The organism is Pleionea sediminis, from assembly GCF_007570825.1.
Lineage (GTDB): Bacteria > Pseudomonadota > Gammaproteobacteria > Enterobacterales > Kangiellaceae > Pleionea > Pleionea sediminis.
Genome location: NZ_SUNB01000004.1, coordinates 219,044 through 242,031, shown reverse-complemented (window position 1 = coordinate 242,031; position 22,988 = coordinate 219,044). Strand labels below are relative to the sequence as shown.

Genomic DNA, 22,988 nt, shown 5'->3' with positions numbered 1-22,988 from the left:
GTCACTTTTTTACAAAGAAGTCGCGATATTTCATCGGTAAAATACAACTCAAGTCAATGAGAAAGCACTTGAGAGAAAAATGATTAAAACGATTACAATGCTATGGCTAGCCATCACCAGTATGACGGCATGGTCAACAATTCATTACGAAAGTGACAGCGAATTAGTCCTAGCTTCAAATTCGAATTATGAGATTAAAAGTGGACTACGAAAGCCGACTGGCATAGCCAATAAAACCGCTTATGGTAAAACATCAAAATCACTTCAGCGAGTGTCAAATTCACAGCGTTTTAACGAATTTAAATCAAATACAAGTTGCTCTTTGCAAGAGGCTATTGGTATCTCAAATGAGGAACTTGCGAGTTATCTGATTGAATTGGATAGCTCTTGTACAAGCGAGTTCTTTTACGGTGATGAAACTTTGCTTTCTGAATTCTTCACTGCAGAGCGCATCGTTTTACTCGCCAATGAAATTCAGTCTCGCTCAGAAGGCTATCAACTTGAGGCAGCAGCCGTTCTTGAACGTCTTTTAATGATTATTCGAGCGGGTTACTTTAATCAGGGTTATGATGAGTCTAACCTTTACGACTGGGACGAGTTTACTCCAGAAGTTCGATCTGCAACCTTGTCTGCTCTTAATGAGTTTTATAGCACGAATATTTTTTGGACAACTGGTGACGACATGCACGCCAGTGCTGTTTGGGAATGGTTTCATTTAATAGACGGCGCGGAAGCACACGTTGAGTTTATTCCAATGTTTAAGCAACTATTGTCGCGCTTTAATGAAGATTTTATAGAGGCTCACTGGTGGGCTGCCGTTTACAACGACTTATTCTATCAACATATCGATCGAGGCCTAGGTAGACAAGCGTTCATCGATGCTATAGCGGAAGACTCAGAGTTCTTAGAATTACTGGAGACCGCAACGAGTAGGAGATGGCTGCTCACTATTGAAGATGGTTACTATGACTATCTGATCTTTAACACTTATTTCTATCTAGTAAAAGTCCATGGTTTTAACCTTTTTCCAGAGCGTTTAGAGCAAGTGCTTTCACAATTACTGAACGAAGAAGAACGGTTTTCCTATCTTTGGATGGCACTAGTCCGATCAATCAATGGTTGGAATGACTGTAATCTTTTTGCTGAACATAATATTTGTGAAGATATAGTAAAACCAGAATTAGAGGCAATGCTTTTTCCAAATACTTTTGCTTTTGATGATGGAAAAATGGTGGTAAGAACCGGACTTGAGCTTGCTAAGGTAGAGCCGCTTTATTACGCAGCTAAACAAGTGCAAGCGCAGTTTTTTAGGCTAACAGAAAATGATCAGCCACTGCCAGACGACTTAAATGAAACACTGACAATGGTCATTTACGATTCGCCAGAGTCTTACGACTTATATCAATATTTTTTGAATGGTATAGATACAGACAATGGTGGTATTTATATTGAGCAACGTGGCACTTTTTATACCTATGATAGAACCGAACAAGACAGTATCTACAGTTTAGAAGAGCTCTTTCGGCATGAGTTCACTCATTACCTTCAAGCTCGCTTCTCAATTCACGGTATTTTTGGCGAGACTGAGTTTTACGAAAATAATCGAATAACATGGTTAAACGAAGGTTCAGCAGAATATCTTGCCCACTCAACTCAATTCGATGGCGTTCAGCAACGTCATACTATTGTAAGACGAATAGCTAATGATTCTGAAAGGCTGACGATTCAGACTATCGTAAGCTCAGGATATAGTGATGGTTTCAAGTTTTATCGTTATGCGTCGCTTTTAGTTGACTTCTTGAATGAAAACTATAATTCAACATTAACAGATATATTTAATGCGATTCGTAATAACGATATAGAGTCTTTCGACGCATTAATTGCTTCAATCTCGAATGATTCTGACTTAGAGAGTGAATATCAGGCATATATCGATCAAGCTATTCAAAATCTTGACAACCTGACAAATCCATCGACATTTTTTCTGCCATCACGTTTTCTTGAGCGTGACACAGTGTTGGATGTAGAACAAACCCTTATCACGCACACCCCATTGCTTGATGCAGAATGTGAAGAATTTGCAGTGACTATTGAGAGACGTGTTATATGTCGAGGCGTGTTGAGAAATACAACAGATAATGCGAAAGAGTATTTCACACAAACTCTGGATTACTCGTTACAAGAACTTGTTGAATTATCCGGCGACTTTGACTGGTACAATATTGTATGTTGGCATGGCGAGTTGATGGATAATGGCTCCGAAATTCAAACCAACTATACATGTGAAACATCCATTCGACAGGAAAATACTGAGCGAGAAAATATTCTACCCGTAGTGAATATTCCTACGAGTATTTATCTATATGATGAACACGAAACGTTAATAGAAGCATCGGCTGTTGATTTGGATAGTGATACATTAACGTATCAATGGGAGCAAGTATCTGGCCCTGAATTGACTTTCGATAGTAAGAGTATTTTACAGCCCACGGTAATTGCGGATGAATCTCTGGAGGGAGAGTTTTCTGTTGAACTGAAATTAACGGTAACAGACGAACATGACTCTGTATCCAAAACGGTTTCTTTTCGCCTGTATGCCTATAACAGTGCTCCTGAGGTAAGTTTAGGAGAGGAGCAATATGTTTATTATGGAGATTCCGTTGAGCTGTTAAGTGAGGCCTATGATCCTGAAGGCCAAGAGCTTACTTATCGTTGGGAATATGAGGGCAACTTAGCAATTGATTTCGATTCGTTAACAAATCCTGACTTAAGTTTTACTATTCCTGAAAGTGAGTCTAACCAACAAATAGTTTTGGCATTTACTCTGCATGTCAGTGATGGAGAGCGAGAAGATTTTAACGTAGTTTATGTTTATGTTTCTAAAAAGTCCGATTCAACTGCGCCTGTGCTTACTCTAAATGGTGATGCCAATATGACGATAGAAGTGGGGTCTGTGTTTACCGATCCTGGCGCAACAGCATTCGACAATAATGACGGTGATTTAACAGCAAATATTATTGTCTCTGGAATTGTCGACCCTAATGTAATAGGGGAGTATAACTTGTCTTATGAGGTAACGGACAGTTCTGACAATACCACTACGGTCACTCGAAATGTTACCGTAGTAGACACGACCGCGCCAATTGTCACCTTGATAGGTGCAGATAGTATAACGATAAAGCGGGGGGCAACATTTACCGATCCTGGTGCGACAGCACTCGATAACAACGACGGCGATATAACAGGAAGTATTGTTGTAACCGGTTCTGTGAATACCAGTGCGGTGGGGGAGTATTTATTGACCTATCGGGTAAGCGACAGCTCGGGAAATACCGCAACAGTTACGAGAAAAGTAACCGTTGAAGCCAAGAAAAAATCTGGCGGGACACTTTTCTATTCATTAGTGTTCTTATTGATAGCTGGCTACTATAGAAAAAAATTCAGTTAAATCAAATTCTCAATTTCCTCGGTCAAAAGAATGCGAATTTAAACTCGGTTTCTTTTGACTGAAGAAACGACTAAACGAAAATATTTAACCTTGCGACTAGTGCGCAGTTATTTTAAGAGTTTGTTGAGAAATGCCATCTTGCTCAACCCGTAAAAATCAACTTAACACTTATCCCATTAATAAATTGATATCCAAATTCAGAGTTCTTGTTAGTAGAAGCTGGGCTCACTGACGAGAAGGGTGCGGAATCAATAAAAATCAAGTCTAGTCAATTCAGCGAGTAATAGGTTTAAAGTTACGGGTTATGGATTCGCTACTGACAAAATTGGGGGTTATCATAAAAAGAACCAACATGAAGGATGGTATCGCCTTGTATAACCCACTCTATGACACTTTTATTCAACAATGAGCATTCAAACTCTAAATTTAAAGTCATTATTCGTTTGGAGCCCTCAAAAGAAACCAGTAACAAAATTGGGCGTAAATAACACAGAATGCTCTCGGTTTTTTCGAATTGAATCGCTGACTTTCCTATTGCGTATAATTTATTGTTGCAGTACTCAGAGGTTGCCTCGCAGAGGCTTTTTATTGTCTTTTCAGGCAAATTATTCAACTGCGAAGCGAAAATTTGACTGTCGGCTGAAGTGTAATTATCGACAATAAGGTTGATGTGAGCGCCGAATAGTTCGAAATACACCTTTTCTTCATTTATTAAGTGTTTTGCAAGTGTGTTGTTCTTAAATTTCAAAGTTCTGCTCATTAGAAAATCAGTGGCGCTTACCAATCAGTTCTGGAATTTCAGTAGTTTAAGGCATTATGGAAATAAGTATTTGGTACGTTATTTCATTTATCCGACCAATGATTGAAAAATTCCGACATCGCTGCTGAAAACAGAGAGTCCGTTGATTGATTGCCGGTTAAAGAAGGAACCTAAGGCTCATGTAACTGATTGATACTAATCAGAATGGAGAAAGTTTATGTGAGTGATAACGGCTCTGGAGACGTCCGGTCAATAGCTGACAAGGATTCTCATCATCAGGGGAAGATAAAGGATAACGTTTTACGGTGAACGATTTAGGAGTACTAAATAAATTAAGCTCTACTAGAACGATATGGGACATTTGAGTCCCCTTTTATAATCAAATTGAACTAGGGATAACTGGTTGTATATTAGCCAGTTGGTGTCTTTTCTCTCTATCTTTTAAGTAGTGATGCTCGTGAATTTCTGCCTTAAAAACGCCCAAATCTTGACCGATGTCTTTCAGACAACAAAAGTACAGTTTTAAAAAGTCGAAAGCATAATCCTTACAGAATTTTCTTACAATTGGTGACTTGTCATTAATACTTTGATCCTATCAAATTGCAAATCGCTTGAGTTCTTAATAAATGGATTAAAAATGATAAAAAAAATATTTAAATACCTAGGAAGTTTATTCGCAATTTCTCTCATCACATTCATGATTTTTGCTTATTTACCTGAAAATAGTAAGGTAACCCAGATCGAAAAGCGCGCAACAACACAGTATTGGCAACTTAATAGAGGATTTAAAATCGCATTTAGTATGTTTGGAGAAAGAAATGATAATAAAGCGCCGATCATTTTTCTTCACGGTGGTCCCGGAGGCTACATACATTCATCGACGATCGACACATTGAAGCCTCTGGGAAACAAGGGGAGAGCGATATATTTTTACGATCAGCTAGGTTCAGGACTTTCTGAGCGGCCGCCAAGTTTTTCGGATGTAAACTTTACAAGGCACATTGAAGACTTGCATGAAATTGTGACCCAGCATATTAAAGCGGACAAAGTTATCTTGATTGGTCATTCTTTCGGCGCTGATCTCGCAACACATTTTATTGCACATTATCCAGAGCTTGTTAGTAAAGTTGTTTTTTCATCGCCGGGTGGCATTACACCTGAGCACTATGATCAAGAAGGCTTTCCCCTTCGATATAATATCAAGCCACCCGAAGAATACCGGTTTATTGAGCCTTGGAGTTATCACAAGACTTCTGATTCAGCTATTTTTAGGCCAAAGCCGATGCTCGCAATGGCAGGTGCGTTATTAATGGATACTAAGCTTATTAGCGACAAAGAGATGGATACTTTATTTAATAACCTCATAACAGAGGTAACCAAAGGAATGGTTTGTGATCCAAAAAATGTTAAGCAAGAAGAGGGAGGTGCTGGTGCGTATGCATATATGTCAACTAATTATAATCCTGAGTTTGAAGATATTAGACCGATGTTAAAAAGTGTGGAAATACCAGCTATAACATTGCATGCTCAATGTGATTTTATACCCTATGGTATAGCTATTGAATTTACTGAGCTGTTGGGTGCAAAATATTATTTTATTGAAAAAGCGGGACATATTATTTGGTGGGAGCAACCGGAAATATATTTCGAGATTATCAATAAATTTGTCAATTAAATTTAAATAAAGGAATAGAACATAATGAAGATCGTAAAATATAGTATTTTGAGTCGAATACTCATGCTTACTCTATTACCATCACTATTTGCCAATGAAAAGCAGGAATTACCGGAATGGTATGATATAAAAATGACCTATGATTTCTCTGGAGAGCATTTAGAAGCCCAAGAATTCCGCCACAACACATGTGCAAAAAATGCTCAAAGTGTCCAAAAAAATGCTTTACTTATTGCAGCCTATCGCCGGGATTTTAAGTATTCAGATTCCGAGTTTGAAGAAGAATTAAAAAATAATTTTTCTATCGATGATGAGTCTAATGACGAATCTCCTCGAAAAAAATTCGAACATTCAATAGCTAAGCAAGCTCACAGTATGGCATATAAGTTTGCGCCTCAATACCAAAAAGAAGCCAGCAACCACGCCGAATACGATGCTGGAAATGCTTTCTGGAATTGGTGCCTAAGTAATGTATCTGTTAATGATGCTCAAAAAGCCATTGAAGAACATTTCCGCTGGGTTGATGCTGCAGATACAGAAAATGACGAGCCTGAAAGTGATAGTTATCTAATACATTAATATACAGGCTCGTTTTCTATTGCAGCGAAGCGGTGCATGCCGACGAGGCGGGTGCGGAATCGACGCAGGGAACGTCCAGTCAACCCGATGGCCGTCATCAGGCCATAGCGAACCTAGCTGAGACTGCCTTAGATACCGTCGAACAAATGGTCTCTAATGAATCGTCAAAAACGCAGTAGAAACCACCCTTGATTAACCTTGGGGCGTTAGCCCCAGAGTCTTTTAAACAGGGTTATCCACTGAAAATGTGGATATTTAATCCAAGCAAATTCCAATCTGTAAACTAAACTGAGTTACCAAAGACGTTAATTAGCAAGGAGATATTTATGTCTGATGAGCCTAAACAGATGCCAAACGTTAATCCTGAATACTTAGATGAATACGTACAGATTATCGAAGAGACTGAAAGAAGAAACTTAATTCATAGAGATCACTATAACAATACCAAGCGATTAACGGATGATGAACTACAGGCCAACCGTAAGGAGCTTCAAAATCTAGAGCTTCGTAAGAAAGAAATATTAGAACTCAGTAACAAGACCGTTGATTAGCCAACCGTTGCTCTGGGGGCTGTATTCTATAATGCGCATAATATATATTATGTTAAATAGATTGTATTTAGATTCCTAGTCGCTGGTTTAGGTAAATAGTAATAAAATCAATAACTAACTTCGATATCCTAGAAATGTTCTGTTCTTCCCTTCTGTTATAAAGTTTCCAGCATATTACCTAAAGAAGCCTATCATACTTGATTGGTAAGTATGGTTAAAAATTTATCATTAGTCTTTTGTCTTTGTAAATGAGCACTTTCTTAGCAGTTCCTAATCTAGATAATTTCTACCATAGGGATGCAAATCTAGAGTCTCTGATAACACAAGTTAATGCTCCAAATGCTGAGGTTACACATATCGCTCTTCAAGCGATTGGCTAACTGGATATCTAAATAAATATTAAAAAAAGAGGAATATTAAGATGAAAGATAACCAACTAAAGAATAGAGTTTGCTCTATTCATTCAAGGAACGGTCTTTATCGGATAATTGGTTTGTGGCTGTTTATTATAGCCACATCACCTATTTCGGCAATACCGGAAGTTGATCCACAAAAGTTTGAACATTTTGTTCATTCTCGTCTAAAAGATAGAGTTAAAGGTTATTCTTTTACCTTAGTGGCACCAGGACAAACCGTAGTTGATGGTGCAGGTGGATTCGCACAAGGACCATCTAACGGAAATGTACCTATGTCTACCAGCATTGTTAGTAATATAGGCTCTGTTAGTAAAGTAATTACTGGGGTTGCTTTTCTTGATTTAATTCGAGAAAACCGTATCGCCGAGGGAACTGTCAATCAGCAGCTGGAGGCAAAAGTAGCTGACTTTTTACCACCACGATTGAAAGCGCAATATAAAAACGGGATAAAAGACCTTACATTTCGTGATTTACTTATTCATAAATCAGGTTTGATTCAAGCGAATAGTGAAGAACCTCAAGATCAACCACCGTCTGGTTGGCGAAAATTAGAGTGGGCACTGCAAAGAGGTACTATAAGGCAACCTGGTACAGGCGGTATAGATTACAACAATACAAACATTTCGTTAATGCGTTTTATCATTCCAACAATAGCTTATCCATCTGAGACCGCTTGGATCGAAGAGCAGTATGGAGACTTACCTGATCGAGAAGAGTATTTTGAATCAATACTTTCGGCTTATAACAATATGTTTAAAAACTATATGACTTATGTTTTTTTCCTAAGATATTTTCAGGCGAGAAGCCAGTCTGCAATCCTTACGATGAGCTCGGTGAAAAGAGTTTTGCCAAATCATATTCACATCGAAATGTTACTCATGGGTATTTTCCTCGTCCTAGCGCTTGTGCACCACAAGGAGGCTTTTTCTTTAGTGCACGACAATTGGCGCAATTTGCGAAAGTTTTTGGTCATTCGAATGATTTAATAAGTGATGGTATACGTTTACGGATTAAGCGACCGATAGCTGAAGGGACGCGTTTGATTTTATGGCGTCAGATTAATGATTCAATTTTTGCAGACGATACAGGACACTCAACATGGGGATTTCATGGTGGCAGTTTTAAAAACTATCGCGCGAGTTTTATTCCATTGCCTGGCAATCATTATGCTGCAGCAACCATCAATAGCGGCGAGTTCTCTTCTGGAGAGTTAACCCGAGTGCTTTTTGATGCCTTTGTTTATGCAACCTACGGCTTTCGCGCAGAGCATCTTTCGGCTAACGATAATCACCATTTTGCCTATTACCCTGGAATTTATGTAACAGCTGGAAACAGCCAAGATTTTGACTGGGATAGAAAATTTTATCCTTCATCTTTAGACGGTTCAAGAGAACTTGAAGAAGTTTTTGATATTTCGGCTAACAATGATTTTCATTTTGCTTGGCTCAAGCGAGATCAAGGATTATGGGTTATGCGTGGAAGTAGTCGAGATTTAGACAGCAATCGCGGTCTGTATCCTTCTCGGATTGACCCGGCATACACAATTAATAATTTAATTCATGTTTCTTCTAATGATGATATGCATTTTGCTTGGTACAACGATAATGGTGAATTGTGGGTCAGTAGTGGGATTTCACATAACCTTGCCAGCAAACGGCGTGCTTACAAAAGTAAGCTAGCACCAGGAAAAACCGTTGATGATTTAGTGGCAATTGTCAGTAAAAATAACAGTCACTATGCGTATTACAAGGATTGTACTTTTAGTGAAGGTAAAAGTAATGATTTAGCCAGTAAGCAAGTCGTTCGTCGTTATATTTGTACTGATATTGAACGTTAGCAGAAATAATTAATTAGTACACCCATCATTTTTCGATGGGTGTACATTAATTTAACCAACTCATGGCTCGACATATCAGAATGATTGTTATGGAATTTGTTTTGTAACAACCATTTCTGAAAGAAAGTAAAACACCTACGAATATTATTTAAGTGAGTGATCTCCCCTACTTTTCGCTCCGTAAATTTGTCGTCACAAAATTACGGAGCGATGAGCTTTTCGAGCAACATCAAAAAATTCTCTCGATGTGGCTTTTTAATTAGTTACCAATTAACAAGTTCTTTAAAGTTGATTGCCTGCATACCAAACGACAGTGTTGCCACGATACAGTACCAAAGAGCCATTATTATTTAATACCAATCGATCAGCATCCTGCCCATGGGTATTACTCGCCCAAAGTGGCTCAGTGCCCGAGTAGATCACCAAATTACTGTCATTCTGAAAGATAAACTTATCGCCGCCCTTGTTATGCGTATCGGTGGCCCAAATCGCGTTTCCACCTGTATCACGCAATACCAAGTTACCATCGCCCTGGAAGTACAAACGATAATTTCCATTGGTGGAAATTAACCGGTCGCCAAATTTCATCGGTTGATCGGGCTTTAAGCTGTTAGTACGAGTTGGTGTATCACCTCCATCGCCATCGCCATCGTCATCTTTCGCCGCACGAACCGTTAATGAAATTAGAGCATCTTTTGCACTCGGGCCGCCCGGCCCATGCGTTTTCCTCTTTCCTGTTTCTCCAGTAGAGCTCAGTGTTTCTGAATAAAGAAATCCTGCTTCATCTGAACCACGCGTCCAATCGACTAACTCCATACCATCGGGTGCGCGAAAATCGTCTTTTTGCGCGGTGTCGTCAAATGCCATCGACAACAATAAAAGATCATTTTCTTTACCATAAACAGACGGGAAAAGACTGTCGGATGAACCATCGTCAGATTCGGTTGCTACGTCACGAATGGGGTTATTTAAATTTGCACCACGGACTGCGGTCATAATGGCCCAGGTGGGTTTCTTACCACGCAAATTAAATGAGTAGTTATTTGGTTCATTGGAACTTACGGATTTAGTAAAGACAACCGTTGCCAGATCTCGTCCACTACCGCCATCAAAGCGCATACAATAGTCGCCGTCACGGTCGATGCAGTCGCGCACTTGATGACACGAGTTTTGCCCATTTGAAGTTTTAAAGCAGGCTGCAGCAAAATCCCAGCTGCTTAAACGGATAGGAAGTAAGTCGTCGGTTCGACTTAAAAATAACATTAACAAATCACCATTGTTGGCCGTGCTTGGGGTGTCTATGCGCAGCTTATCATCACTGCTATAACTGTCAGATGAGCCAACTGTTTCGGCACGAACCGTATTTGCAGAGACACTTTCTGTTTTATTGGTGCTACTTCTTTTATCTAGTGGAAAACCTTCTGGTTTTTCATTTGCGACAAGTGGATATGGATACATTGAGGAGATCAATACTACAGAGATAAGAAATAAAAATGTTTTAAACATAGAGTTGTATTTCATATAAAAATACCTTTAATGAACTGTTGTTACGTTAGGATAATTGGAATTGAAAGTTTTGTTGAAACTGTTGTCACTAGGTAAATGACGACTCTTTGAATAGTCGCGCATTTTAATTACTCACATAGCGACACTCGTACTCTATTTAAAGGATTACACTAATGAAACCATAATGTTTTGTTGTGTTGTCAAAGATCTCGAATTAAACAAAGATATCCATTTTTGCTGTTTTTGTCGTTTCTTAGATATTTTTTCTTTTTGTTTTTTTGAATGATAAAAAGAACTTCTCATGCGCACTAACGTACATTTCAAACAGATTGATATTGAAAAAAAAGCAAGTCTGTAATCTTAAAATGTATAGCGCCGAGACTAAGTTAACTAAACGGTATTCTAAATCTAGCAAGGGACGGTTGATGGGATATTCGTTGTTGTTTTTCTTAGTTGAGAGATAAAGGCGCCTAACAAAATTATTAAGCGCCTTTTTTCCATTAGATAATGACTGTTCTTCAATCCAGTTAATTGCTCTCGGTGGATTCAAACATCGTAAAAATGTTTTTAGCGATTAATTGAGCAACCATACCCTCCTCCTTCAAGTTGCGACCCCCCCTCCACCACCTCCTGCACAAATGGCATTAAAGAGTGTGCAATCTTCTGCCCAATCTTCGGGACCGGATGTTGGATAGCATTCGAGGTAGATGGAAGCTTTTTGATGATCGTTCATTGCCTGACGAAGATTAAAAACAGATTCAGGTGGCAAAGGAAAATGCACAAGCTTAGGGGAGCCGTCACAGTTTTTGTCTCCATCGCCGGAAGGTGTCTTGCTAAAGCACCAACAAATTTGAGGCGATACAGCTTGCAGGTTACTGTTGGTGAGGGTGCATCCAGAACAATCACCTCCACCAGTTGGTGGTGAGGCCAACTCTAATATAAGGTATGTTTTATTTAAGTCGGGGGAATAACGAAACTGTTTGTTTGTCGATAGTGACAAGGAGTTTTCTCCCAATACGGTACCGACACCAAATATTTTTGTTTTTCCGTATTGGGGATCGATTAGTGATACAGCTATTTTTTCGCGTTCAGTCAGATTCCTAAATTCGCTTATCAGTTCACGCGGTAATCCTTCAATCTGGTAGCCATCCGTTGTCTTTCTCAATTCGTACGGTGGTGCTTTGGAGCTTACTTCCCCACTACAAAACAGAACTGCCAGCACTGCTAGGGTAATCAATATTCCTGTAAAGTTGCTCATTGTTAGCCTCCTAAATTAGTCTTTAATATGGAAGATGCGTTAAAGGGCGACAATGAAAAACTGCAACGTGCAGCAGCAGTACCAACGTTTTCACTTAGGCTCAAAAATACAATTATCCATAACTCAATTCTGTAATAATTTCGTTACTGTTTTTACAACTCAGCAATCGTATTACATCTCGATAGTTTAACGGCATTTTATCGAGGTTTAAGAGTAACAATTTAGCTTAAGATTAGCTGTAAGACTTCTCTGAAATTATCTTGAGCATTGACATGTAAATGAAAATTAGTTCGCTGAGACTTAATATACTCATAAAGAAATAGAATATTCTCAGAAACGATTCAAATTAAAGCTGCCTATCGTTAAGGATAGACAGCTAAATTATTAGTATTTACTCATCTCTTTATTACAAGGATGGTTTCGGTAAACAGTGCCCTCATCTCTTTAACGGACTACACCAGTGACTAAATTCGGGCTCATCGTCATCTGGCTTATCTAAGTTTAGAAATGGGCCATAGCAATCTGCTTCTACTCGATTTGCTGAACTACCAGTACCATTAATAGTAAAAACAACGCTTCCATCAAAATAAGTGCTAAAAATTTGCTTATTCGAAGTTACTGTTTGGGAAGAAGCGTTATGTCCGTTGTAAACAAAAAATTTATGTTCATCAGCGTCGAGCAATTGTGAACCACTATGATTGTAACGATTATACGTTGTTAGATTCGGATGACCGTGTTTCGATTTTCCGCTACTAAATACTAAATATTCTGGGTTAACTTTCTCGATCCATTCCTCTAGATGAGATTTCTTTTCAGCAGAGCCATGATGTGGTGCAACCACAATAGTTGATTGTCCAATCCCGTTAGTTAACGTTTTACGTAATGCCGTTTCTGTCGCATCACCGGGTAATATGATTGATTTACCCTGATAACTGACACGTAAAACGAGGCTTCTTTGATTAGAGCGAGGATCGGATCCGTTTTTAATCTTCCACTCCTCTTCTTCAGCATTCACGGCAAGAATATCAACCGTCGCCGCGCCACAACTTGGAGGTTCTGTCTTAAGTACTCCATTTTGCGTTTCATCGAGCGAATAAATTGGCTGCGCAGTCCATCGCCTAATATTCCGTCTAATTGCTCTTCCAGAAGCATCTCGATCGATATACTTTTCTACGTGGGTATATGGCTGACCCAAAACTTCTCCCATTGCATACACCTTATTCGCTGCGTCATCACCAAAGTGACCATGAATTGTTGCAGGGATATCAATATCAGAATTGTATTGATTAAATTGACCGCCAACATATAAGGCTTTTAAGTTACTTAATATATCACTACCGAAAAAATTGTGAGTAAAGAACTCAAAGTAATTGTAATGATCGATATCAGAATGACTAAGAACAATCGTTACTTCACTTTTATCTTTCAGTACTTCGTAGAGTTTGCTCAAAAAGAAATTGATTTCATAAGGTATTGGGCGTTCCGTTGAACCAGCAGGAGGCGACAAAACTTGGCTACTATTTGTTGGAAACATCGTCTTAGGATATCTAGCATCGCCTGTCGAGCCACAATCAGCAACAATTGCTTCATTCGAATCCGGGCATTCAATGACCGTACAGTTCCCGGCACCTATCGCATAAACGTGCAAGCGCAGATCCTTCTTGTTATCTCTTGGGGGTATATCTAGCTCGTTATCGTCGAGCAGCAAATTTTTATTAGGGTGATACCAACCACTTACACCTTTTGGACATCCTTCACTGTCACCACAATAATAAACTCGAACTATTTTACCTCGATAATTCGCGTTCATACTCAAGATTGTATCGATCTTTTTATCCCAGTCGAGAGCTTGGTATTGGGCATTGAGCACGTCGATATCCAAATTTAGAGGATTATCAAGCCAATAATTAGAATAAGGAATAATATCAATAATGTTTCCGTCTGCGTCTGCTCGAACATCTAAACCTAATGCAGTGGATAACTCTAAAATATATTGATAGCCTGAATCGATTTCATCCCAGTTTTCTGCGGAGTTAACCAATGCTCTAATGACTTCATCTTTAACAATATTCTTCTTGGCAATTTTAGGATAAAGGTAAAATCCAACCTCACTATCTGAATTAGTATCATTAAATTCTCGCTTACTCCATATCGCATTAAACTGACTTGTAGTTAGTTTAGCTTTAAAGTTCTTTTGCACCACACTTTCATCGTCACTAGCGACGGACAACGTCATAAGAAGTGAAGTCATTAAAACTAATTTAGTCATTGATTGCCGATAAATAACTTGAAGCAAGCGACTAATATAGAAACTCAACTCGGTCTGTGTTCGTTTGATATGAGTCAAGTAAATCATTGGATATTCTCCTTTTGCTTGCGCTCAGCGGCACTTGGCTTTTGAATAGCACCACTGTGAACCAAGTCGGTACTGATATTAATCGAAGTAATTAAAGTATCTAACGAATCATTCTGATAATCCCCGTCTTCAGAATTGTTTCGGCGATTTTTGCCACCTTTTTTATCATTAGCATCACCACCATAAAATACTCGCCATATGTAATCAGCGTTACCATCATTATCTTGAGCAATGACGGCATCTGCAAGACCATTGCCATCGATGTCACTCACGAACAGTCGATCAGGATTATTCCAGTCACGATAAACTTGAGCTTTATTATAGTCGCTACTCGCGTAAGCAATGTTCCAAACCCATTGACCATTACTGTCTCGAGTTCGAGCGGTTAGTACGTCAGTCAAGCCATCACCATCAAAATCACCTAAGTGCAAGCCGCGACTCAACGCTCGATCGTACAAACCCGGAGTCGAATTAAGGATGGAATCGGCCTTAGCATCCTCTTTAAGATCGGAAAAGGTTTTTGACTTAAGAACCTTTCTTACCATTTCGCCTTTATCGCTGGATAAAAGCGCAACCCAACGACCATTATTGTCATTGCCTGATTCGTTGTAGAACAAATCTAGTTTTGTATCATTGTTAAAGTAGCCAATCTGCAGTTGGTGATATTCGTAACTAATATTCGATGAATTAACTAAACGACATTCTCCCGAAATACCAATGTTACATTGATACCAGTGGTTAACGCCCGACGTTGTAGTGGCAACAATCAGTATTTCTGCCATAGTATCACCATCAAAATCACCTGCTAAAATCCCTTTAACGACTAAAGTTGGACTGAGACTCTCTTCATCAATTTGTATCCTAGCGAACTCCCCTTGCAATCCTATCGAAATAAGAGAGTCAGGAGTGACATCTTCCCAAGATTGAGAGCCATTTTGAGCAAGTAACCAACGATAATTTCCACTAGTATCTTGATACTCCACCAACACATCCGTTTGGCCATCACCAAAAAAGTCAGCAAATTGAATGCGATCAGCTCTTAAAACATCAGCGTCATTATCAATAAACTCAATATCTGTCTCTCCAGATATAATGGGCAGCGGTTCATTTCGACTCGAGTACAAAACTTCTAAATTATTAAATCGTGTCGAGCTACTTTGATCCGTATCTCTAATAACGACAGAATCCCCTTCACCACTCGCATCGAAATCAATCAAGTTACCGCGATAAGTTATGTTTTCATTAACAAATGGGTAACTTTCTTTCATTTTATCTTCAGTCGGTGATGTGAAACTATGATTCTGTTCTTTGACGACACCCACTTTACCGAAGTTGACTTTAAAGTGGCGCGGGTCTAGCCCAACATCGATATCTCCACGCGCATAGTAGCAAGTAGCGCCAATACATACGTCACCTTCTGCCGAGCCTTTTACTTCTGACTGAAGTCCATTTACCGCAATGACTGCATCGACTTTTGCTAAAAGTGTTAGTCCTTGACTCTCATCAACCGTTAAATACTCATCGCATTGTTTAACAGCTTCTTCAAAGTTATCGCGACATACAGCAACATCAATATCTGTATCGCATGATTTAATATTTCGGCAATGCGGTTTTTTAAATGGTCCCCAACCTGTCCAATAAAGATTACTTGGATGAGTTGCACATTTTGCAAGACCGGACAGTTCTTCAACGCCACAGTTATATACATTTGTTGCTTCTTGAGAAACAATATTGTTGAAACAAGCTGCACCATGTTTCGCTACGGTAAAATCACATTCTGCTCGTCCTTTTGCGACTTGAACAAATTGTCCAGTAAACGGCAATTCAAGTTGCGAGGCAAAGTTTAAACCTGACGAATCTAAATCAAGACGAGTCTCGGACAATTTCTTTCCACCCAGTTCTAAATCTCCGTAAAAATGTAGGTGATGACTGTCCATCTCGAACTGTAGCTCGCCTAAACGACTCGCATTTTGTTCGTTACCATCAATCGAAAAAGCGAGTTTTCCTTCAGCTTTAATCGATGGGAAATTTCCCGCTCGTAAATCCACTTTAAGCGCCAATAAATCTTGTCCGCATGATTCATCGTGCTCCGGTTGTAGATACAGCGCCGGTAACTTACTAGAGTTTGCTAAAAAGTGTGGCATTCCTGATCCTTGGGCAAAACGCTCTGACAAACTGACAAAGTCTGCCGTACTCAATGATGACTGTGATAAGACATCAATAACAAAACCTGTTGGAATACCAGTTTCAGGATTAATGCTCAACTCAAATTCACGCAGTAGCATGTCTTTCCCATCAACTTTGACGCCTGCCGCAGCATCGAATGTAATGTTAGTCGGTGAGAAAGATAAGCCAAACAAAATGTCTTGAAATTCTAACCAGTCCTGGCCAAAGAGCGTATGCCATTGGCCATTCGTACTTTTGCCGCATGAATCTCCGATAGGCAAAGTACAGCTTGGGAAACTTGGATTATCATTGTCAAAAACTCCCAGTTCAGCACAAAAATCAAGAGCCATTCGTGTTGGAGTCGCATCAAACTCTCCTTTTAATACGAGCTCCATAATATCATCGTGGATCGAAAAGCCTAAACCACCTTGCAGTCCTATGTCGAGTTCTGACTCTTTTACATCGATGAACAAGGTTAATTCAGTTTGCACTAACCATTTAGGTAAGCCATTAATACAATTGTCTGAGAAGAAATCGCAGTTTCTAACTTCTGGAAGAATTCCTTTTAAAGAAAACTCGGGCGTATTGTCTGTTGTAAAATCAATTCCAACCTCGACAAATAAGCCTTGTTGATTATCGATACCAAAGCGTGCCGTTTGCTCATTAAACGTATCCAAGCTAGGCTGTTCGAGAACTAAATCAGCCATAAAGTGAATGCCATTTGGAATTGGGAATGCTCGACCATCAAAATGAGTTTTGAGAAAGTTTTGAGCTTGATAAGACAACTGATTGAGATTGATGTTTGAATTACTAAATACCAGAGCGGATTTTTCAAACTTAATTGAGCTTAAAGTGATACCGTGAGCTTGTCCTGGGTCACTCGAATGATTTGATAGAGCCGGAGCAAAGTCGGCAAATGATAAATCATCGGACAAGGAATCTTTCTTTACTTCTGTCTCATGTAGAGCTACGAATACGCTAAAGGGTTGACTGCCTCGCTTTGTTGCACTAATCATTGCATCAAGCTCAATATCCGTTGCTGTATTATGATCGATAGTTGCGCTTGAATAAGCCGTAAGCCGATAAAGATCATTCTCCTTCTCAAGCTCTAAAGTCGTGTCAGTAAACTTAACGGAAATATTATGTTTCTCGTATTCATTCAATGGGTTGTCAAAACTTGACTCTTTAAATAGAGCCTCTAAATCGTTAATTTGGAATGAATCAATCGGCCCAATGATGAACTTTTCTTGTATGTCACCCTCTCTTGACTCGAACTCTAATTCGACAGGAACGCTTGCACCATTGAAAATAATAGTTGAGCGAATATCGATATCTTGATAACCATTTTCTGCAATCAATCGAATCGAAGGATTAACCAAAGGTACATCGATCAAAGGTACACGAACTTCACCTTGTAAGTTACCGGTTAAACTCACTTGAGTTTGGTTGTTAACCATTGAGAACTGGACTGAGGTAACAAATGAGTTTTCGCAATCGGTAGTTTCTTGCTTAAATAAACAAAATTCAGTATGAGCATTTGCTACCAATGACGAATTATTCCCAAGAGTCATCTTAACCGTCAAAGCTTCAATATTAAATAATTCTCTTGGTATCGTATTTTGCCAATCTCTACCACTTAAATATGATAGAACACTGGCGACTTCAGCACTACTTAAATCCGTTACACCCAAACTGACTTCCACTTTATTGCCTTGAGAACTTGAGTGAGTAAATTTAAAGCTTGCATCAACCGCTAAGTCGTTATTAATTGTTAATGTTCCTGCAACTCTGGCCATGAAATTGTTGTTGGTATCACCATCAAAGGTCAAGGTTGCTCGTGTTAATTCAAAATCATTTGGTAAATGTTGCCAAGTACCCGTCGCTCCAAAATGCGACAAAAGCTGAATCAATTTTTGTCGATCAAGATGCTCAACGCTTAACTGCAGCTCACCAGAGCTTCGTTGACCATTCGACTCAAGATTAACTCCAGCAAGGTAATACGCACTGCCTACAGACAGTTCTCCAGTAAACATTGCTTGTTTCTGAGTGAATGATGAATCAGTCCGGAAAAATATATTCGCTTGTTCTAAAGTGACATTGGAATAACCAAAAGGTTTATCCCAAGTATTGAGCATCCGCGCAGAAAAAGTGAAGTCAGATACTTCATCAGAATAAATAGTTCCACCCATAAATTTAAAACGATGGTCTGTTCCGCCCAGCTTAGCATCGACAATCGAGCCTAATGACATACTTATTTGACCGTCTGTAACACCGATCCCCAAGGAAACTGACTCTAATTCCAACGCCGAAAAATCAGCCGGAAATGGATGTTTACTGGCATTGAAGTTTGTAAATGGAAGCGTTGCTTCAAAATAGACGCTATTGGGGCTAGACCAGTCACCTTGTAAAAAGTCAGTAAGATCAATATCGACTTTACCTTCTAGAATAACGGTATGCTGATCCCAGTCGAAACCAAAACTATTTTCTAATGCATTAGGTAACTTATCCAATTCTAACGCTGTAGCAATATTGACGCCCTGTAGTAACTCTAGATTGTAATCTTCGGTTTGATAAAGAAAAGAAAGTTCCGAATGTAAAAACTGGCCTAGTTGAGCTTCTCCATTACTGATAGTGATCGGCTGGGATACCCCACCATTATTACTTAATATCCAGGTTACCAAACTGTTGGTAAACTGATGTTCTCCTTCAGCGAACTCATTCATTTGAGGGACTAAGTCTCCCCAAGTCAAATCATTAAAAGCAGTAAAAAGCGCTAAGTGTTTGCGACCTGTATCATCTTCAATTATAGCTATAATGGATCTATATGAGGTGCTTCCTAATTCAATCTCAAACAATAAAGCCAGTTTGTCCAAATAATTCGATTCAACACCATCAACATCGAAAATCGTTCCGTAAGTTTTCTCAAGCACATGCACACTGGAAATTGGCAGGGAATTAAGCGACACAACTTGTTGCACTTCATCGCGCAATAGCTCACCCAAGTTTAACTGATAAGCTAATCCATTAGCTTCCTGCCCTATTTGTTCAATTAACTCGCCAAGATTTTTAGCTTGTTCATAGTTTTCATTATTATTCGGGTTATTAGGATTAAACCCGCTGCAGATCCACTCAATGTCCTGTATTCGTACTTGAGCATCCGTCATATTAATTCGGGCACCCGTCAGTGCATATCCCTCAGAGCAGCCCAAGCCGATGTACTTCTGTGTTGCGTGTGCCGTTTGTAACTTATTGACGGCTCGCGAGGCATTCGAAATATTTTGAAGTCTTTGGTAAATTCCGTTTAGCTCAGGTTCGCGATTAATTAAGGTAGCGTTAGCGAGCTCTTTATTAGTCATTGGATACTTTAGTTCTGTCGTATCATAACGGGAATTATCTAAAATAATGCGCTTGTAGATATCAGTGAAATCAATCGTATCATCGGAAAGAAAATCATCAAAGACACAACGACTGCAAAACTCATCGACGTTAATGAGAACGTTATTTTGATCGCTGTCATTTGCATTGTTATTGTTACCGTTCGGCGTATTCTTATTTGGTGCGTTACTGGTAGGTAACGGAGGAATGTTACTACTACGCAACGCATTAGCGGACTGACCGACTAACCCCATTTGCACTGTAGAACAATCAGCTGATATACCTCTAACGTAAGGATTAACTTCGACAAGAATTTCAGACACAAAATTTCCTGTCTCACAAAGATATTGGGTTTTTGCATTGGTGGATTCGGTAACTCCGAACCATTCAGGGTGGTTCGTATTCGGAATCTTGTCTTGACGAATACTATTAATTATCGAACCATCAGCGAGGAGATGTCCACAGTAGAAAGCAATGGCTTCGACACCATCACTATTGATACTGCGGTTATCATGTTTATACTCTAAATCAGTCACTACCATATTAGCAGGACATGAGAATTCAAAGTCGACATCAGTTAATCCATCTTGACTTGAATCACCGGCGGTAATAAAACTTTCTTGATCGGATTGGGATACAGAAAATTCACCCATCGGATCGACTAGCGAACGGCAATCAAAAGCAAAATGACTGACATAGGTTGGATTGGCAGGATTCGAAACATGGACGCGAGCACTTGAAACAGCATATCCCGCGGGACAACTTTCTTGAACAACACTACCACCATCACCTCCGGCTGACTCGCTATCAATAGGACCTACAGAAGGATTAAGTGCACTGTCCCAACTGGAGCATTGCAATCCGATTTGATCCAGATACGAGCCAATACGCGCATTGAAACCTGTGATGAATGTTCCTGGCGCACATTGCAAAACATCGATATTACCTCGACTTGAGCCAATCCAAAGAGGATAGTTGGACCGAGTGAAATTGTTTTGCCGGGTTTCGTTAGACAGAGAGCCCCCGGTAGACAAGGTTGAACAATAGAAGCTTAATCCATTCACCACCCAATCGTGCGCCACTGCCAATTTTGTCATAACTTTTCCTGGTGGACACGAAACACCGGAGTCATAAGTTAAACCATTATAATGATAATACTCGTTAAACATGGGAAAGCTAACGCGATTTGTTTCTGAAATAGAAGAGTTACCAGTAAACGTAAATCGAAGCCAGACTTCATTGTCCGTTTCATTTGGCGCATTTTTATTTTCCGACCATAGCCACTGCGCCGGTGAATCTAGATTGAAATGATCCACACGATCTTCCCAAGGACCTGAACCATAAAACCCATGAGACGTCGCAAAGTCCCAATGGTCATCTGAAAATGAAACGTTTGACCAATTTGCTGGGGGCGCTGTCTTACTAACACGCCAATTGCCGGAACTTCCAAATTCAAACTCACCCATTTTAAAATTGGCAATAAAAGACGCTGGGCCGCCCACGTCTTTCACTCGAAAAGCCAACACATTTTTCTCCGGGTTCAGCGGAACAAGGAGAATTTGGTCAGCCACCGTCCAAGCGTTCCTATTAGGTAGAGTTAAAGCATTGCCATTGAAATAAGCTTCGAGAATTTGGTTATCACCCGTTAAAGTGACATTGGCATGAATTTTATCATATTGACCGGACCAACCAGGGAGGGAAAAACCAGCGATAATTGTTACTAACAAGACAGTTGTATAATCACTAATTCTTTTTAACATAAGTTTTTTCTCTTAATGCTGACCGAATCACTCGTAATCGAACAAGTTTTTAAGTGAACAATAAACGAGGCGCGAATTAGGACTCATCTTGTATAGTTAAGACAAAGTGAAATCACCAAGCTTAATAACTTTTGCGCGCGGTTAACTCGAAAATATTTATACAAAAATTCATTAACACCAAGTGCATAGTGAATGATGCTATCAATTACCGTAGTTGAGTTTGCAAAGCATAATGGTCTTATCGCTAGTTAGAACTAATTTTGACCAATCCAAGAAAACGACTCAACAAAATCTTTGATTAAAGTTCTCATTTGGCAATATTTACATTTTTTAAGTGCTAAATAATCGAAACAACTCGACCTTATAATTTTTTGTAAGCCTCTATTTAATTTAAAGAAGATTTTCTCTTTCGAAAATATAAACTCAAACTAATACAGTCATTGACACTTATCGCCAAGACTTATAAGAAAGAGTATCGATATTTCTTTATATTAAACGTTGATTAGAGTTGCTAATAAAAAAAAATTAGCATCAGTTTAAACGAAGCTATAAACGATAAAGTGTACTATTACCGATAACTTATTCATTAATACTGTCACTTACTATAAGCTTCATTAAAAATATTCTTTACCGTTTACGTTCAAAACAGTTGGCCATATTACTTAGAGTTATTTATTTAAAACGAGAAGATTTAGTATTGATTGATACCAAACAGGGTGCGCTTGTATTTTTAAGTGATTTGCTTTGTTTACTTCCAAAAGAAAACGTTAGCTTAAGGAGAAAGGCGAGCTCTATCTCCTTCTCTACTGATTGTATTACTTGTTCGAAGATGATTTAAAACGGCTGACGGTATAAAACATTAGATAACATGAGAGAAAATCTGAGAATATTTCATCAATTCGATAGTTCAGATTTTCTATCCGAAAAACCAGCTGTAAATCCATCCATAAGGCTTGGCCCCGCTAGACCGACTATCAATACTAAGGCTCCTAAAGCCATCACCCCTCTCTTCTTCTTTTTAAATCCAACTACGAAAGTTATGATTGAAAAAGATACTAAAAATATTTCTAACCAGTTCATTATTATTTTCCTATTAGTTAATTAATCGACAGAGTTGTACAGAAAGTATTTGAGTGCCGACGAATTTCTGAAATATTAATGAATTGCTTCACATAAATCTATATAAATCCTTCTTTATCACGATTGTGCATAAATCAACTTATCGCGCATTCGTCTCAGAAGTGAATGTTGAACCTTCCTATATTTAGTTTATTACTTAGATTTCATTAATAATGATACGA

13 protein-coding genes are annotated in these 22,988 nt (G+C 39.0%); 7 read left to right on the top strand and 6 right to left on the bottom strand.

What is annotated here, in order from left to right; translation table 11 throughout:
• Positions 1–79: 79 nt before the first annotated feature.
• Positions 80–3,448 (top strand): collagenase, encoded by a 3,369-nt coding sequence (locus FAX86_RS16385; RefSeq protein WP_144394548.1) that lies wholly within the window; start codon positions 80–82, stop codon positions 3,446–3,448.
• 313 nt (positions 3,449–3,761) lie between these two features.
• Here the strand turns inward: FAX86_RS16385 and FAX86_RS16380 are convergent, their stop codons facing one another.
• Positions 3,762–4,196 (bottom strand): DUF6985 domain-containing protein, encoded by a 435-nt coding sequence (locus tag FAX86_RS16380; protein WP_144394547.1) that lies wholly within the window; start codon positions 4,194–4,196, stop codon positions 3,762–3,764.
• A 649-nt stretch (positions 4,197–4,845) separates the two neighbouring features.
• On the opposite strand from FAX86_RS16380, the gene FAX86_RS16375 reads away from it, so the two are divergent.
• The 6 genes from FAX86_RS16375 to FAX86_RS16355 all read left to right on the top strand — a co-directional run bounded on the left by FAX86_RS16375 (position 4,846) and on the right by FAX86_RS16355 (position 9,266).
• The gene (locus FAX86_RS16375) at positions 4,846–5,883 is read left to right on the top strand and encodes an alpha/beta fold hydrolase (protein WP_144394546.1); all 1,038 of its coding nucleotides are present in this window, start codon (positions 4,846–4,848) and stop codon (positions 5,881–5,883) included.
• 24 nt (positions 5,884–5,907) lie between these two features.
• Positions 5,908–6,462: a hypothetical protein gene (locus FAX86_RS22260; RefSeq protein WP_164503628.1), complete on the top strand. Its 555-nt coding sequence runs from the start codon at positions 5,908–5,910 to the stop codon at positions 6,460–6,462.
• A 32-nt stretch (positions 6,463–6,494) separates the two neighbouring features.
• Positions 6,495–6,641, top strand: coding sequence for a hypothetical protein (locus tag FAX86_RS22255; protein WP_164503627.1), 147 nt, complete (start codon positions 6,495–6,497; stop codon positions 6,639–6,641).
• A gap of 147 nt (positions 6,642–6,788) precedes the next feature.
• Positions 6,789–7,013: a hypothetical protein gene (locus tag FAX86_RS16365; protein ID WP_144394545.1), complete on the top strand. Its 225-nt coding sequence runs from the start codon at positions 6,789–6,791 to the stop codon at positions 7,011–7,013.
• Positions 7,014–7,434: 421 nt separating this feature from the next.
• Positions 7,435–8,415 carry a serine hydrolase gene (locus tag FAX86_RS16360; protein ID WP_144394544.1) on the top strand — a complete coding sequence of 327 codons (981 nt, stop codon included), beginning with the start codon at positions 7,435–7,437 and terminating at the stop codon, positions 8,413–8,415.
• Positions 8,373–9,266, top strand: a complete 894-nt coding sequence (locus tag FAX86_RS16355; RefSeq protein WP_144394543.1) for a hypothetical protein — start codon at positions 8,373–8,375, stop codon at positions 9,264–9,266. Before FAX86_RS16360 ends, FAX86_RS16355 begins: the two co-directional genes overlap by 43 nt.
• A 282-nt stretch (positions 9,267–9,548) precedes the next feature.
• Here the strand turns inward: FAX86_RS16355 and FAX86_RS16350 are convergent, their stop codons facing one another.
• The 5 genes from FAX86_RS16350 to FAX86_RS16330 all read right to left on the bottom strand — a co-directional run bounded on the left by FAX86_RS16350 (position 9,549) and on the right by FAX86_RS16330 (position 22,767).
• Positions 9,549–10,787 carry a hypothetical protein gene (locus FAX86_RS16350; RefSeq protein ID WP_144394542.1) on the bottom strand — a complete coding sequence of 413 codons (1,239 nt, stop codon included), beginning with the start codon at positions 10,785–10,787 and terminating at the stop codon, positions 9,549–9,551.
• A 586-nt stretch (positions 10,788–11,373) separates the two neighbouring features.
• Positions 11,374–12,030, bottom strand: a complete 657-nt coding sequence (locus FAX86_RS16345; RefSeq protein WP_205859233.1) for a hypothetical protein — start codon at positions 12,028–12,030, stop codon at positions 11,374–11,376.
• Positions 12,031–12,466: 436 nt separating this feature from the next.
• Positions 12,467–14,386 (bottom strand): ComEC/Rec2 family competence protein, encoded by a 1,920-nt coding sequence (locus FAX86_RS16340; RefSeq protein ID WP_144394540.1) that lies wholly within the window; start codon positions 14,384–14,386, stop codon positions 12,467–12,469.
• Entirely contained in the window at positions 14,383–21,687 is a 7,305-nt protein-coding gene (locus tag FAX86_RS16335) for a VCBS repeat-containing protein (protein WP_144394539.1), read from the bottom strand. The genes FAX86_RS16340 and FAX86_RS16335 overlap by 4 nt, the downstream gene beginning before the upstream one ends.
• Positions 21,688–22,581: 894 nt before the next feature.
• Entirely contained in the window at positions 22,582–22,767 is a 186-nt protein-coding gene (locus FAX86_RS16330; RefSeq protein WP_144394538.1) for a hypothetical protein, read from the bottom strand.
• Between the last annotated feature and the right edge of the window lie 221 nt (positions 22,768–22,988).

Bases quoted from the DNA above. Each gene is read 5' to 3' on its own strand.
- FAX86_RS16385 (WP_144394548.1), top strand. From the start codon at position 80: ATGATTAAAACGATTACAATGCTATGGCTAGCCATCACCAGTATGACG.
- FAX86_RS16375 (WP_144394546.1), top strand. From the start codon at position 4,846: ATGATAAAAAAAATATTTAAATACCTAGGAAGTTTATTCGCAATTTCT.
- FAX86_RS22260 (WP_164503628.1), top strand. From the start codon at position 5,908: ATGAAGATCGTAAAATATAGTATTTTGAGTCGAATACTCATGCTTACT.
- FAX86_RS16365 (WP_144394545.1), top strand. From the start codon at position 6,789: ATGTCTGATGAGCCTAAACAGATGCCAAACGTTAATCCTGAATACTTA.
- FAX86_RS16360 (WP_144394544.1), top strand. From the start codon at position 7,435: ATGAAAGATAACCAACTAAAGAATAGAGTTTGCTCTATTCATTCAAGG.
- FAX86_RS16350 (WP_144394542.1), bottom strand. From the start codon at position 10,787: ATGAAATACAACTCTATGTTTAAAACATTTTTATTTCTTATCTCTGTA.
- FAX86_RS16345 (WP_205859233.1), bottom strand. From the start codon at position 12,030: ATGAGCAACTTTACAGGAATATTGATTACCCTAGCAGTGCTGGCAGTT.
- FAX86_RS16340 (WP_144394540.1), bottom strand. From the start codon at position 14,386: ATGATTTACTTGACTCATATCAAACGAACACAGACCGAGTTGAGTTTC.
- FAX86_RS16335 (WP_144394539.1), bottom strand. From the start codon at position 21,687: ATGTTAAAAAGAATTAGTGATTATACAACTGTCTTGTTAGTAACAATT.
- FAX86_RS16330 (WP_144394538.1), bottom strand. From the start codon at position 22,767: ATGAACTGGTTAGAAATATTTTTAGTATCTTTTTCAATCATAACTTTC.